General features: G+C 34.5%; 11 protein-coding genes. 6 read left to right on the top strand and 5 right to left on the bottom strand.

The window, feature by feature from the left end:
- Positions 1-4: 4 nt before the first annotated feature.
- From AC2H4K_RS06570 to AC2H4K_RS06585, 4 genes are all read right to left on the bottom strand, one after another.
- Complete coding sequence (locus AC2H4K_RS06570; protein ID WP_281140503.1) at positions 5-871, bottom strand: DUF58 domain-containing protein; 867 nt, start codon at positions 869-871, stop codon at positions 5-7.
- A 118-nt stretch (positions 872-989) separates the two neighbouring features.
- Positions 990-1,991, bottom strand: coding sequence for an AAA family ATPase (locus tag AC2H4K_RS06575; RefSeq protein WP_281140504.1), 1,002 nt, complete (start codon positions 1,989-1,991; stop codon positions 990-992).
- 158 nt (positions 1,992-2,149) lie between these two features.
- Positions 2,150-2,965 (bottom strand): DUF4382 domain-containing protein, encoded by an 816-nt coding sequence (locus AC2H4K_RS06580; protein ID WP_281140505.1) that lies wholly within the window; start codon positions 2,963-2,965, stop codon positions 2,150-2,152.
- Between the two features lie 158 nt (positions 2,966-3,123).
- Complete coding sequence (locus tag AC2H4K_RS06585; protein ID WP_281140506.1) at positions 3,124-3,681, bottom strand: DUF4382 domain-containing protein; 558 nt, start codon at positions 3,679-3,681, stop codon at positions 3,124-3,126.
- A 105-nt stretch (positions 3,682-3,786) separates the two neighbouring features.
- On the opposite strand from AC2H4K_RS06585, the gene AC2H4K_RS06590 reads away from it, so the two are divergent.
- The 4 genes from AC2H4K_RS06590 to AC2H4K_RS06605 all read left to right on the top strand — a co-directional run bounded on the left by AC2H4K_RS06590 (position 3,787) and on the right by AC2H4K_RS06605 (position 7,334).
- Positions 3,787-4,650 (top strand): aldo/keto reductase, encoded by an 864-nt coding sequence (locus tag AC2H4K_RS06590; protein ID WP_493742988.1) that lies wholly within the window; start codon positions 3,787-3,789, stop codon positions 4,648-4,650.
- A gap of 108 nt (positions 4,651-4,758) precedes the next feature.
- Positions 4,759-5,547 (top strand): SDR family NAD(P)-dependent oxidoreductase, encoded by a 789-nt coding sequence (locus AC2H4K_RS06595; protein ID WP_493742989.1) that lies wholly within the window; start codon positions 4,759-4,761, stop codon positions 5,545-5,547.
- Positions 5,544-6,173, top strand: coding sequence for an HD domain-containing protein (locus tag AC2H4K_RS06600; RefSeq protein WP_281140509.1), 630 nt, complete (start codon positions 5,544-5,546; stop codon positions 6,171-6,173). Before AC2H4K_RS06595 ends, AC2H4K_RS06600 begins: the two co-directional genes overlap by 4 nt.
- A gap of 27 nt (positions 6,174-6,200) precedes the next feature.
- On the top strand, positions 6,201-7,334 hold the full coding sequence (locus tag AC2H4K_RS06605) for an ATP-binding protein (protein WP_281140510.1): 1,134 nt from the start codon (positions 6,201-6,203) through the stop codon (positions 7,332-7,334).
- A gap of 311 nt (positions 7,335-7,645) precedes the next feature.
- Here the strand turns inward: AC2H4K_RS06605 and amaB are convergent, their stop codons facing one another.
- On the bottom strand, positions 7,646-9,199 hold the full coding sequence (gene amaB, locus AC2H4K_RS06610) for an L-piperidine-6-carboxylate dehydrogenase (RefSeq protein ID WP_281140511.1): 1,554 nt from the start codon (positions 9,197-9,199) through the stop codon (positions 7,646-7,648).
- Positions 9,200-9,320: 121 nt separating this feature from the next.
- Here amaB and AC2H4K_RS06615 point away from each other — a divergent pair, with 121 nt between their 5' ends.
- Positions 9,321-10,400, top strand: a complete 1,080-nt coding sequence (locus AC2H4K_RS06615) for an isoaspartyl peptidase/L-asparaginase family protein (RefSeq protein WP_281140512.1) — start codon at positions 9,321-9,323, stop codon at positions 10,398-10,400.
- A 123-nt stretch (positions 10,401-10,523) separates the two neighbouring features.
- On the top strand, positions 10,524-16,100 hold the full coding sequence (locus tag AC2H4K_RS06620; protein WP_281140513.1) for an Ig-like domain-containing alpha-2-macroglobulin family protein: 5,577 nt from the start codon (positions 10,524-10,526) through the stop codon (positions 16,098-16,100).
- Positions 16,101-16,130: the final 30 nt, after the last annotated feature.

The raw sequence follows: 16,130 nt of genomic DNA on the forward strand, positions 1-16,130 counted from the left end.
AATTCTATCCTCTTCTTTTAAAATAACCCAACAATTTTTTTACGTAGCTCTCATCTACTCTACAATCTATAGTACCAGATCCTGATTTAGTAAAACTGTCTCTAAAATAATTCACTCGGTCATTATAGTATTTTCCGTAGTTCAACCTCACCTTTTTGGAAGCTGTATTTACAAGTAGTAATTCACCTGTTTCTTCATCTTCCATCTGCACCATTCCTATATTTGGAATGTTTTCTTCATGTTTGTCGTACACTCTAATTCCAGTTATATCGTGTCTTCCTGCAGCGATTTTGAGTGTTTGCTTATAGTCATCTGCTATAAAATCTGAAAGCACAAATACTATGGCTTTCTTTTTCATAACACTAGACAAAAACTTTAAAGCCTCAGCAACATTTGTGCTTTTACTTTTAGGTTGAAACTCTAAAAGTTCTCTAATGATCCTAAGTACGTGAGAGCGTCCTTTCTTTGGCGGAATGTAAAGTTCTATTTCGTCTGAAAATAAAATCAGTCCGATTTTATCATTATTTTGAGTTGCAGAAAATGCAAGAGTTGCTGCTATTTCTGTAACTATTTCGTCTTTAAACTGATTCTTTGTACCAAAAAATTTACTACCCGAGACATCCGCTACCAACATCATGGTAAGCTCGCGTTCTTCTTCAAAAACTTTTATATAAGGTTCGTTGTAGCGTGCAGTAACATTCCAGTCAATGTTTCTTACATCATCACCAAATTGATATTGACGTACTTCAGAAAAAGTCATACCTCGTCCTTTGAAGGTTGAATGGTATTCGCCTCCAAATATGTGATCAGACAAACGACGTGTCTTAATCTCTATTTTTCGTACTTTTTTAAGAAGTTCTTTTGTATCCATTTTTTCAGTATGCGTGTTCAGTGTGCAGTTTGGTTTGCAGTCCTAAAATAGTATTTAGTTATAAGTTTTCAGGATATTGCATTTTACTGAAGACTATTGACTAAATACTGCCAACTGATTAAGGTACTTCGATTTCGTTTACAATCTTGTTAATGATATCTTCTGAAGTTACATTTTCTGCCTCGGCTTCGTAAGTAATTCCGATTCTGTGACGTAAAACATCATGCACTACAGCTCTTACATCTTCAGGAATTACATAACCTCTACGCTTTATAAATGCATAACATTTTGCAGCAGTTGCTAAGTTGATACTACCACGAGGAGATGCTCCAAAAGAAATTAAAGCTTTTAAATCTCCTAACTTATATTTTTCAGGATAACGTGTTGCGAATATGATATCTAGTATATATTTCTCAATTTTTTCATCCATATAAACTTCCCTAACAGCTTTCTGGGCACTAAGAATTTGTGCGATAGAAACCACAGGATTTACTTTATCGTAAGTTCCCCTTAAATTTGCTCTTACAATAAGTTGTTCTTCGTCTAATTTTGGATAATCAATAACGGTTTTCAACATGAAACGGTCTACCTGAGCTTCTGGTAAAGGATAAGTTCCTTCTTGCTCTACTGGGTTTTGCGTTGCCATTACTAAGAAAGGTTTGTCTAAGACAAAAGTTTCGTCTCCAATAGTAACTTGTTTTTCCTGCATCGCTTCTAGTAAAGCTGACTGTACTTTAGCAGGTGCTCTGTTGATCTCATCTGCTAAGACAAAATTAGCAAAGATTGGTCCTTTCTTTATTGAAAAATCATTTTCCTTTATGTTGTAGATTAAAGTACCAACAACGTCTGCTGGTAATAAATCTGGTGTAAACTGTACTCTACTAAAACTTGCATCAATAGCCTTAGACAAAGTGTTTATTGCTAAGGTTTTTGCCAAACCAGGAACACCTTCTAATAAAATATGTCCTTGACCAAGCAATCCGATAAGTAATCGTTCTACCATGTGCTTTTGACCCACAATAACCTTATTCATTTCTAAGGTTAATAAATCTACAAAAGCACTTTCTTTTTCTATCTTTTCATTAATTGATTTAATATCAACTGTACTCGTTTCTTCCATTATTTTAAGGGATTATAAGCAAAATTATGATTAGTAATTTTTTCGACATCGCAAAGTGTTAAAATTATTTCTTAGTTGCTGTTAACAATTGGTTAAAAAATAAAGCGCAGTACTATGTAGTACTGCGCTTTATAATAATTTTCACAAACTATGTTAAGCTATTCAAAAATAACGGTATCTAAATTTGTTGTTTGACCAATATTGACTTCTACGTTATCAATTACCACTGGAGTAAATAATGAAGAAGCTTCTGGAGTAACGGTTACGGTATAAATTCCTTCAGGAAGTCCTAAAATTTCAAATTCACCTAAGTCATTTGTATAGGTTGTTGTAGAGAACAATCCGTTAGTTACTGTAACTTCAGCAGCTATATCGTTTGGTTGAATATTACCTGCAATAATTCCTGAATTAACTTCTAGGTTGGCTCTAAGAACTGGTTTAAGATTAATGTTCCCTGAGTTACCAGCCATTACAATAGATTCTTCAACATCAAAATCTAGGATAAAATCATAATTATATCCAGGATTTATACTTTGATCTATCATAATCTTTAATCCAGATTGTTGAGCACTTGGAGTGTTTAACGGTCTTGGTTCTGTTTCACCTTCTAATAATACTGAGTTATCATCACCTAATATTAGACGTATTTGTTTAATAAGACCTGTTGGGATTGTTTCATTGTTTACCAACTCTAAACTTACACCTCCTGTAAGCTCTAACAAATCATAAACTCCCGGATTTAGAATCCCTATAGATTCCCATCCTCCTTCATCATTCTCATCAAAATCATCACTGTCATATTTTACCATTATATCTTCTACCTCAACGTAAACGTTTTGATAGTCTCCTGGATCATCAACAAGTTTAACCGATAGCGTTGCTGTTCCAGAATCGTTAGAACTTTCTGAATCATTACATGCAACTAGTAACAATGCCATTGAAAAAATTGAAAGAATTTGTTTAAGAAATTTCATGTTTTAGATTTTATGGTTCATTAATTAGGTACGCACGAAAAGCGTTCTTAGATTATTTAGCATAACCTATTAAGACCAAAAAACCAGTTAAACTTTAGTTAAAAAAATAGAGTGACAACTTGGTTATCACTCTATTATATTTATAAAATCGGATTAAATTAATAAATATGAATTTCTCTTATTTCTGTATACAGTTTTGGGTTTAAAACCATCATGTTTTCAGATTCATTAAAGCTTAAAGATTTAGTTAAATCAACCTCAATTGTAAAATCGTAAAATTTGTTACGTAGTAATTCCGTGTTAACCAAATTAGAAGGTGTTGCATTACCTAAATTTTCAACATCCAAACTATAAAGTATATTATTTAGGTTTAAAAAGTTATTATCTCCAAGTACTAGTCTTATTCCATAAATAGCACCAGACTTTACTTCAAAATTATCAACAAGCAGTAGTTCTGTATCTAAATTTGAAACATCGTATGTTTCCTGCAAGACATTTAGACTTATCCAAGAATTGGCATTGTTACTGTTTTCAACTTTTAATTGAACATCTTTAATATCTAAATACACATCACCTAAGTCATTAGAAATGCTTTTTAGTTTTACAGTAACTCCAGATAGCTCACCATCATAACCAGCTTCATCTTTAGAACAGCTAGTCATAGCAAGTAAAATACACAACACAAAAAGTAACGGTCTAGAAATTAATGATTTCATAACGAATAGATTTGGAATTAATAGCACTCAATAATACCGATTTTCTTATGTTTTGAGTATTTTTATACACGAATTGCACAAAAACCCTTATAAACTGATTTTAACGTGACATATTCTCGATTAATTGCAGGCACCATGACCTGGGGAAGTTGGGGAAAACAACTTTCAAAAAAAGACATGGAAACTTTAATGCATCATTGCATTGAAAACCACATCACCACTTTTGACCACGCTGATATTTACGGAGCTTATACTACCGAAGCAGATTTCGGGAAAGCCTTTGCGGATTCTAGTATAAATCGTGAAGACATTCAACTCATTTCAAAATGCGGCATTCAATATTTATGTGATAAGAGACCTAACAAGGTTAAACATTACGACTATAGTAAAGAATATATTATTTGCTCTGTAGAAGACTCTTTAAAAAATCTACAAACCGAATATTTAGATCTTTTGCTACTACACAGACCTAGTCCGCTAATGGTTGCTGAAGACATTGCAGAAGCTGTTACAATTCTAAAGAAAGACGGAAAAATAAAAGATTTTGGTGTTTCTAATTTTACCCCTTCTCAAATGGAAATGATTGGGTTGCGAACAGATATTGATGTTAATCAAATAGAGTTTTCGTTAACTCAACATACAGCCATGCATGATGGTACTTTAGATTATTTAAAAACTTGTGGCATTAAGCCTATGGCTTGGTCGCCTTTGGGTTCCGTATTTAAAGAGGACAATGAGCAAACGAGACGTATTCATAAACAGCTTGGTGAATTGATGGATAAGTATAACGCTACTGAAGATCAATTACTATTAGCTTGGATTATGAAACATCCTGCTGGTGTTCATCCTGTTGTAGGTACTACAAACAAAATTAGACTAACTCAGGCAGTAGAAGCTTCTAAAATAGATTTGGAATTAGAAGACTGGTTTTTAATTTTGGTGGCAAGTCAAGGGCATAAAGTCCCTTAAAAATAAGCCCATCCCAACCCTTCCCAAAAGGAAGGGCTACAAATAATAACTTTTTAAGTAAAACGATAGAACTGTCAAAACATCAAAAAATATTAAACAAAGAGCATTATGAATAACGGTAATTTTCCCCTTAGGGGAAATAAAAAGGGGCCAATAGCACTAATAACTGGTGCAACAAGCGGTATAGGTAGAGCAACTGCTCACGAGTTTGCAAAACACGGTATTAATCTTGTACTCTGCGGAAGACGCCAACAACGTTTAGAAAGCATTCAAAAAGCCTTATCAAAAGAAACTGATGTACATATCTTAAACTTTGATGTTCGTGACCGTGAAAAAACCTTAGAAGCCATAGCATCGCTTCCTGAAGAATTTAAGAACATCGATATCTTAATCAATAATGCCGGAAATGCTCATGGCTTAGACCCTATAGACCAAGGAAGCTTAGACGATTGGGATGCCATGATGGATATTAACGTCAAAGGTTTGCTATATGTCAGCAAAGCTATCATTCCAGGTATGACCGAAAGAAAATCTGGTCACATCATCAACATTGGTTCTTCTGCCGGAAAAGAAGTATATCCAAATGGCAATGTCTATTGCGGAAGCAAACATGCTGTTTTAGCCATTACAGAAGGCATGCGCATAGATTTGAATCCATACGGTATAAAAGTCGGCGCAGTAAATCCTGGTTTAGTAGAAACCGAATTTTCCCAAGTACGTTTTAAAGGTGGAAACCAAGCCGATAATGTATATACAGGATACAAAGCTTTACAAGCCGAAGACGTTGCTGAAGTGATTTATTTTGCTGTGTCTCGTCCACCACATGTTAATATTGCTGATGTTTTAATGTTTTGCACCGCGCAGGCGAGTTCTACTATTGTGAAGAAAGAGCTATGATAGAGAAGATTAAATCTTCTTGGTTTGATTTAACTTCAAAATACACAAACGATGAAGCGTTAATAAACACGCTTTGGTCAGAATTACACAAAAAATACGCTCATAAAAACAGGCATTATCATAATCTTTCTCATATAGAAAGTATGCTTCTACAAGCAGAAAACATCAAAAGTCATATTGAGGATTTTCCAGCCTTACTTTATGCTATTTGGTATCATGATATAATCTATAAATCAACAAAAAAAGACAACGAAGAAAAAAGTGCACTTTTTACCCAAAAAAGCTTAAAAAAGCTCAATTTTACTGAAAACCAGATTGAAAATGTTAAAAATTTGATTATTTCAACAAAAAAGCACCAAGTTATTTTAGACAAAAATTCGGATAATGCCTATCTTTTAGATTTTGATTTATCCATTCTTGGAAAAGATTGGGAAACCTATAAAAATTACACGCAACAGATACGACAGGAGTATAAAATTTATCCTGATTTTTTGTATAACCCAGGAAGAAAAAAAGTACTTCTACATTTTTTAGAACGAGAAACGTTGTACTTTACAGAAAGTTATAAAACACAATTTGAAAATAAGGCCAGAGAAAATATAAAAAGAGAATTAGAAACACTTTAAAAAGATTCCTGTTTCGGAAAAGGAACTATGATCAACAAACGCCTCCTCATAAAAAATTTGTTAGCTCATAATGATGAGAACAGTTTTTATGACAAAAAGCGAAAAATTGATATTAGTTACAGAGAAGGAAAGGCAAAGTTTCTAAAACATATCTGCGCACTGTCTAACAGTAACCCTAAAAACAACTCGTACATTGTTATTGGTATTGAAAATGACGACAATAAAATCGTTGGTGTCGATTTTTTTGATGACAGTAAAATTCAAAACCTCATCAACGCTTATCTTACCAATCCACCAATTGTTCAGTATGAAAATATTCCATTTCCTCACTTACCTGACGATAGAGTCGTTGGTCTTGTAACCATAAGACCCAACGAAAAAATAACCTCACTCAGAAAAAACATTTGGAAATATTATGGTGGTTCTGTCTTTTTTAGAGATGGTAGCATGAGTATGCCCAAAGTTTTTGATATAGAAATTAAGGATGTTAATTCTAAGATTGTCGCCTCAATTGAAAATCATGCGCAAAATAATATTCAACTAACGCTTGATGGTGTTTTTGACTTTATGAATAAGCGTAAAGACTACGAACCAAAATATAAAGTCTTTAAAGAATATTTTGTGCTTTGTTGGTCTGGACAAAGGAAACAAGTGAAGGATGAAGTTTTCTTTTCGCGTGTAGATATAGAACTAGTCAACGAGCAAGTACGGTTATTTTACTCAGCTTTAGATGAAGTTTCTATTGAATATGATGAAAACTCTTTTAAAATAGTAGAATATGTACGTTTGGGGCTTCATAATTCATACAAGTACTATAAGCTCGAAGAGAAAACCATTCAATTCAATAATAATGTTAGTTATTCCATTGATGCAGAATTGATTTTTGAGCCACCTCAATTCGACCGCAAAGTTTTGCATCATATTTATAATGCCAACAATGCTATTTTAGAAAAACTTGAAAAAGGTATTTCTTTGACTCAAAATGAAACTTCAGATTTGAAGAATTTAGCAGCAAGTTATCTCATTTGTTACCTCAACGGATTTGAAGAAGCCTTACCCAAACTAGAAATATCAAAAATTTACTTGAAGAAATATAGCACTGAACTTTACAACTCATATAAAGAGACTTACAGAATATTGAGAAAGGTGAAATACAACTAGTTCGTCGGATTTTTACAAAATTTCAACGCCAATTTTTGCACCTTGTCGAACTATTTTTTCAGCCTGTGCAGATTATACATTTTTTTCTACCATTCATCACAAATTTTATTTTCGAATGATATTTATGCTCATATTTGTATTGCTATTAATCAATTACATAAACCTTGTTTCATACGGCCAGCAGCTAAATTGGAACAAGGTTTTTTCGTTGTAGTAACTTATTATAGCATCTAATAGAATTTAAAAACTATAGAAAAAGTAAAGCCACATCTTTCGATATGGCTTTATATAGTTTATCTCTAATTCGAATATTACAAATCAAACTTAATACCTTGTGCTAAAGGCAACTGATCTGAGTAGTTTACAGTATTGGTTTGTCTACGCATGTACACTTTCCAAGCATCAGATCCAGATTCGCGTCCGCCACCAGTTTCTTTTTCACCTCCAAAAGCGCCTCCAATTTCAGCACCAGAAGTACCAATATTTACGTTAGCAATACCACAGTCACTTCCTGCAAAGGATAAGAATTTTTCTGCTTCTTTCATTTCGTTAGTCATGATTGCAGACGATAATCCTTGTGCAACACCATTTTGCATGTCGATGGCATTTTCTACATCGCCAGAGTATTTCATTAGATATAAAATTGGTGCAAAAGTTTCGGTTTGTACTATGTCAAAATCATTTTCAGCTTCGATAATTGCTGGTTTTACGTAGCAACCAGACTCGTATCCTTCACCTTCTAAAACACCACCTTCAACGAGTACATTTCCGCCTTCAGCTTTAGCTTTTTCTATTGCAGATAAATACGTGTTTACAGAATCTTTATCAATTAATGGTCCAATGTGGTTTTTCTCGTCTAACGGATTACCAATGGTTAATTGCTTGTATGCACCAACAATGGCGTCTCTTACTTTATCGTAAACAGACTCGTGAATAATTAAACGACGTGTACTTGTACAACGTTGTCCGCATGTACCAACAGCTCCAAATACAGCACCTGGCACCACTACTTTTAAATCTGCAGTTGGTGTAATAATTATAGCATTGTTTCCTCCTAATTCTAATAAAGATTTACCAAAACGCTCGGCAACAGTAGCACCAACAATGCGTCCCATACGTGTAGATCCTGTTGCAGAGATTAACGGAATTCTATGATCTGTTGTCATAAACTCTCCTACTTTATAATCTCCGTTTATAATACAAGAAATACCTTCTGGTAAGTTGTTTTCTTTTAAAACCTCAGCAATAATATTTTGACAAGCTACCGCACAAAGTGGTGCTTTTTCGGAAGCTTTCCAAACGCAGACATCACCACAAACCCATGCTAAAGCTGTGTTCCAAGACCAAACAGCAACTGGAAAGTTAAATGCTGAAATGATCCCAACAATACCTAAAGAGTGCCACTGCTCTCTCATAACGTGTCCTGGTCTTTCAGAAGGAATGGTTTGACCGTTTAACTGCCTTGATAAACCTACAGCGAAGTCGCAGATGTCTATCATTTCTTGCACTTCTCCGTAACCTTCTTGTAAAGATTTACCCATTTCGTAAGAGACTAATTTACCTAATGGTTCTTTTAATTCTCTTAAACGATTACCAAACTGTCTTACTATTTCACCTCTTTGTGGTGCAGGCATTGCTCTAAACTGTAAAAAGGCGTCTTGAGCTGTTTTTATAACTTTATCGTAGTCTTCTCTTGTTGTAGTAGAAACTTTTGCAATTAATTGTCCATCTGTTGGAGAGTAAGATGAAATTAAGTCTCCACTTCCAAAACCGTTAGAGCCTGTAGAAGTTCCATCGTTAACATCTTTAACACCTAATTGTTTTAAAGCTTCTTTTATTCCGAAATCGGTAGCAATTGCTTCCATTTATGTCTAATTTTTATGAATTATTAAATTTTTATGCGAAGTTACTAATAAAAAGTCAGTTTCCCTTGAGTCTTGGCGTTTAAAAAACGTAACTTTAATGCACTTAAAATTAGTTGTTTCTATGAATAGATTTTTATGCGCTTTAGTCATTTTACTTTTATGTTTTTCATGTGGTGAATTGGTACCCAATCCAGATGAAAATCCAAACAATATTACCAGAGATTCTTCTGAAAAAACAGAAGAAAAGCAACAAGAATTTGCCATTGTAATCCATGGAGGTGCTGGTACTATTTTAAGAAAAAACATGTCTCCCGAAAAAGAAGCGGCATACAAGGCTAAATTAGAAGAGGCCATAAGAACTGGTTATGAAATTCTGAAAAACGGAGGAAGCAGTCTCGATGCGGTTGAAAAAACTATAAATGTTATGGAAGATTCTCCACTTTTCAATGCAGGAAAAGGTGCTGTTTTTACCAATGCCGCAACCAATGAACTCGATGCTTCTATAATGGATGGAAAAACCTTAAATGCTGGTGCGTCTGCTGGAACAACTACTGTAAAAAACCCTATAAATTTAGCTAGAGCTGTTATGGAAAAATCGGAACACGTTATGCTTTCAGGGAAAGGTGCAGAAACATTTGCTGAAGAACAAGGTCTAGAAATCGTTGCACCAGAATATTTCTATACCGAAAACAGATTCCAATCTTTGAAAAAGATCAAAGACAAAGAAAAAACTGAACTAGACCATGATGCTAAAACTGCATTCTACGATCCCATGATTAAAGATTCAAAATTTGGAACGGTTGGTTGTGTAGCTCTAGATAAAAATGGAAATTTGGCAGCAGGTACATCCACTGGTGGTATGACTAACAAACGTTATGGCAGAATCGGTGATGCTCCAATTATTGGTTCTGGTACTTACGCAAACAATGCAACTTGCGCTGTGTCTAGTACTGGTTGGGGAGAATATTTCATCAGGGCTCAAGTTGCTCATGATATTTCTGCTTTAATGGAGTATAAAGGCTTATCCCTAAAAGAAGCTGCACAATTGGTCATACAAGAAAAAGTACCTAACCTTGGTGGTAATGGAGGCATTGTTGCGGTTGATAAAAACGGTTACATGGTTATGGAGTTTAATACCGCAGGAATGTATCGTGCAAGTATGACTGATGGCGGTGAAATAACCATTAAAATTTACGAATAATAAACTTTGTGTTTTTTTTAACATTTACTCAAAGACTAAATCATAAAAAATCAGCGTAATTATTTAACAAGAATGTGCCTACCCTTCTTTTTCGTAGACGTTTTATTTTAATACCATTTCAACATGCAAATCAAAAAGCTACTCGCTATTGTAGCACTAGTTGCTCTAGCCATTTCCTGCAAAAAAAAGCCTGTAAACACAGACAATATTTACAAATTCAGAGACTATATTAGTTACACAACTTCTGGTTTAGTTTCTGTTGCTGACCCAATTAGGATTAATCTTTCAGAGCCAGTTGAAACATGGAATGAAGAACAGGATATAGATGCCAATATAGTTACTGTAAAACCTCATGTACAGGGAAAACTTAAAGCTTTAAATAAGCATACTTTAGTTTTTACACCAGATGAGTATTTAGAACCTTCTACGGAATATACAGTTAATGTGAAACTTGGTGAAATTTACAAGTCAATACCATCAGATTATGAAGATTATACGTTTCAGTTTAAAACTATAATACCTAGTTTTAATATTGTAACTAACGACCTTCAGTCTTACAGTAAAGAGTGGCAATACTTAAGTGCTCAATTACGCTCTGCGGACATCATTTCTCTAAAAAATGCAAAAAAGCTTGTAACGGCATCTCAGAATAATAAAAAACTTTCAATTGTATGGAATGAAGCTTCTGAAAACTCTAAGTTTTTTGAATTTAAAATAGATAGTATTAATCGTCCTGTTGAAGATAGTGAAGTTTTGGTAAAATGGGATGGAGATGCAATAAACGCTGATAATGAAGGTGAAAACACAATAGTCATTCCTGGAAAAAATAACTTTACAATTATTAGCACTAAAGTGGTTCAAAGTCCAGAACAATTTCTTTTGATTAATTTTTCAGATCCAATAAAAAAGCAACAAAACTTTTCAGGTTTAGTAAGTCTTCAAGGTTCAAAAAATCCAAAATATATTGTTGATGGTAATGTTTTAAAAATCTATCCAGACACTAAATTAATTGGCGATATTCAAGTTGATGTATTTACAGGTATAAAAAATGAAGATGGCTATAAATTAAAAACAGCCTTTTCAGAACAACTACGTTTTGATGCTCTAAAACCACAAGTTAGACTCATCAATAATGGTACTATTTTACCAAATTCAAAAGATTTAAAATTCAATTTTGAAGCGGTTAATCTTAGTAAAGTCGATGTTAGAATCATTAAAATATTTGAAGACAATGTGCTTCAATTTTTACAAGACAATGACATTAATAGCAATAACGACTATAACATTAAAAAAGTTGGAAGACGTATTGCAAAAGAAACTATCACTTTAGTTCAGGATGAAGCTATTAACCCTGGGAATTGGAGAGCTTACAGCATTGATTTGTCTAAATATTTGAATGCTAATCCTGGCGCTATTTACCGTGTAGAGCTTAGTTTTAAGCGTGAGTATTCACTTTATGATTGTGAGTCTAATGCTGAAACTACAGAAATTGAAGAGGATGATTATTATGACGACTATTACTACGAAGACGATTATTACACGTCTGAAGATATTTCTGATGAACAAGCAGAAATAAGAGAAGAACGCTATTGGGATAATTTAACCTACAGCTACAGAAACAATAATTATAGATGGAGAGACAGAGACAACCCATGTACCGATTCTTATTATAATTATGGCAACCGTGTTGTAGCCCAAAATCTAATTGGTTCAGAACTTGGAGTTATCGCCAAGCAAGGGAGCAATAACACCTACTTGTTTGCAGTTACCAACATACTTACTACCGAACCTGAGCGTGGAGCAAAAGTTACACTCTACAATTTTCAGCAACAAAAACTAGAAGATGCTGTTTCTAATAGAGAAGGTATTGTTGAAATTAAAGCTAACAAACGTGCTACATTTGCCATTGTAGAAAAAGGAAAAAGTGTAAGTTACATAAAACTTATGGACGGCAACTCGCTTTCCTTAAGTAAGTTTGACGTTTCTGGTAGCCGACTACAACAAGGACTTAAAGGTTACATCTATGGAGAACGCGGTGTTTGGAGACCTGGAGACAGTCTATTTTTAACCTTTATGCTCAATGATGTTGCTAATAAATTACCTAAAGGACATCCTGTAAAACTAGAAATTACAGATCCTGTTGGCAAACTAGTTTACAGAAAAGTTAGCATAGACAACGTTAACAATGTATACGATTTTAAAGTACCAACTTCAACAGATTACAAAACCGGAAATTACAACGCAAAAGTTTCTGTAGGTGGAGCTAATTTTTCAAAAGCCTTAAAAATAGAAACTGTAAAACCGAATCGATTAAAAATAAATATCGATTTTGAAGGTGAAATTTTAACCAATAACGCTCCTTTAAATGGAGATCTAAATGTAGCATGGTTACATGGTGCACCAGCAAAAAACCTTAAAGCTGAAATTAAAGCAAAATTCACAAGCTCTTACACTGGATTCAAGAATTACGATGATTACATTTTTACCGATCCAACCCGAACTTTTAATGGCGAAGAAACCAATGTTTATGAAGGTAATTTAGACGCCGAAGGTAATGCTAAAATAAACACCGAACTCAATATTGGAAAAAATGCTCCAGGCATGCTTAACGCTCAATTTTTGGTAAGAGCTTTTGAAAATGGTGGAGATTTTTCACTCGATGCCTTTACGATGCCTTATGCTCCTTACGAGAGTTTTGTCGGCTTAAAGTCACCTGAAGGTAGCCGTTACGGCTCGTACTTCACAGATGAGAATCACACTTTTAATGTCGCTACAGTTACTGCTGACGGCAAACCTGTACAACGTAAAAACTTGGAAGTAAAAGTCTATAAAATAGAATGGCGTTGGTGGTGGAATTCCTCTTACGACAACCTTTCAAGCTACGTCTCTAGTAGTTATCACAGACCTGTACAAGATTTTTTAGTCAGCACAGATGCGAACGGAAAAGGTAGTTTCAAACTAAAAATTCCTGAGAATGAACGTGGTCGTTATCTTATAAGAATTGTAGATCCCGTAAGTGGTCATGCTACTGGTCGCACAGCATATTTTTACAAAAACTGGTGGCAAAATTCACCATCATCAGATAAAGAAGCGGCAAAAATGTTAGTGTTTTCTACAGATAAGGACAATTATAATGTTGGAGAAACTGCACGACTAACATTTCCTTCGGGAAGTGAAGGTAGAGCTTTGGTTAGTATTGAAAATGGCACGGAAGTCATCAGTCATCAATGGGTAAAAACACAACCAGGTGAAACTACAGTAGATATTCCTGTGACACCAGAAATGGCACCAAACGTATTCATAAACATTTCGTTGTTACAACCACACGCTATTACATCTAACGATTTACCAATTCGTTTATATGGTGTAATTCCTATGATGGTAGAAAATCCTGCAACAAGACTGGAGCCAAAAATTAACATGCCAGATGTTATACAACCAGAACAATCTTACCAAATCAAAGTCTCAGAAAAGAACAACAAACCAATGACGTACACTGTTGCTGTTGTTGAAGAAGGTTTACTTGATCTTACAAGATTTAAAACACCTAATGCTTGGGATGAATTTTATGCTCGCGAAGCACTTGGCGTAAAAACTTGGGATATTTTCGATGATGTTATCGGAGCTTATTCTGGAAGTATAGATCAAGTATTTGCCATTGGTGGAGATGGTAGTGCTGCAAAAGGTAAAAACAAAAAAGCGAATCGTTTTAAACCGGTTGTAACGTATTTAGGACCTTTTGTATTAGATGCAGGTGAAACCAAAACGCATCAACTAAAAATGCCTAACTATGTTGGAGCGGTTAGAACCATGGTTGTAGCAGGCAATAACCAAACCGAAGCTTATGGAAATGTAGAAAAATCAGTAAAAGTTAAAAAGCCTTTAATGGTCTTGGCAACGTTACCACGAAAATTAAGTCCTGGTGAAAAAGTAACACTTCCTGTTACCGTATTCGCTATGGAAAATAAAGTGAAAAACGTCAACCTATCCTTAAAACTTAGCGATGGTATAACTGTAAAAGGCCAGGCTTCACAATCGCTTCAATTTAGTAAGCCAGATGAAAAAATGGTCTACTTTGATTTAGACGTCACTAAAGCCAAAGGCATTAACACTATTGAAGTTATTGCTACAGGAAATGGAGAGAAGTCAACTTATAAAGTTGAAATTGATGTTGAAAATCCAAACCCAATGACTTCAAAAGTTATTGATAACGAACTTGAAGCCAACGCTAAGCAAAACATTGCGTTTTCAACCTTTGGAGTATCAGGTACCAATTCGGCAACTGTTGAGTTTTCAACTTTACCTCCTATGGATTTTACAAAACGTATGCAATATCTTATCCGCTATCCGCATGGTTGTGTAGAGCAAACTACATCGAGTGTATTCCCTCAGTTGTTCTTAGCAGATATTTTCGATTTAACTTATGAAAAGAAAAAAGAAATTCAGAGTAATATTGAAAATGGTATTAAGCGTTTAGGGAATTTCCAACAACCAAGTGGTGGAATGAGTTATTGGATAGGCGAGAATTCTGCTAATGATTGGGGAACAAGTTATGCTGGTCATTTTATGATAGAAGCCGAAAAGAAAGGTTATATATTACCATTAACTTTTAAAAGTAATTGGATTGCGTACCAAAAACAAGCGGCTAGAAATTGGAGACCAAGTTACCGACACTATCATAGCGATTTAGCACAAGCTTACCGTTTGTATACTTTGGCTTTAGCTGGTAGTGCAGATTTAGCGAGCATGAACCGTTTACGTGAATTTGAGGAAATCTCAAATGAAGCCAAATGGAGGCTTGCTGCAGCCTATGCACTTGCAGGACAACAAGAAGCTAGCAATGCCATTTCAAAATCGGCTAATATAGATTTTCAACCTCCAAGATCTAATTATTACACGTATGGTTCGGTAGATAGAAATAAAGCTATGGCTTTAGAAACTATGATAATTACAGATAATCCAAAAGTGAGAGATCTAGCAAAATCAATAGCCAAAGAATTATCGAGCAATAAATGGATGAGTACACAAACAACAGCTTATAGCTTATTGGCTATGGGAAAAATGGTGGTTAAAAATGGCGGAAAAGATCTAAAACTAAGCTACAGCATTAATGGTAAATCTGAAACTATCAATACTAAAAACGCTATAGCACAACGTAGTATTCCTGTTAATGATGGCAACAATACTATTGAGATCAGCAATTTAAAAGACAATCTTATTTATGCAAGAATCTTAAATTCTGGTAAACTAAAACTTGGTGAAGAAGTTAGTGAATCGCGTGGTTTTTCGATTAGTACGGTTTACAAAGATTTACAAGGCAATACAATTGATGTTGAAAAACTTCAGCAAGGTCAAGATTTTGTAGCAACTGTAAGCATTACCAACTTAACAAGTAGCTCGATTAATGATGTAGCACTGACACAGATTTTTCCTTCTGGTTGGGATATTGTAAATACTAGGTTCACCGATTTTGGAGATACTACGGTAAGTCAAGCAAGATATACAGACATCAAAGACGATAGAGTAAACTTTTATTTTGATATGCAGCCAAAAGGCAAATATGGTACTAAAACATTTACGGTAATGCTAAATGCATCTTACCTCGGCACCTATTATTTACCAGGAACCCAAGCCGAAGCGATGTATGATAATGACTATTTGGTGAGAAACAAAGGTCAGTGGATTACGGTTGAGAAGTAATAGAATAAACAAACCTAAGCTAAACTACTT

The sequence above is a fragment of the Winogradskyella sp. 266wxhm genome (assembly GCF_058964685.1).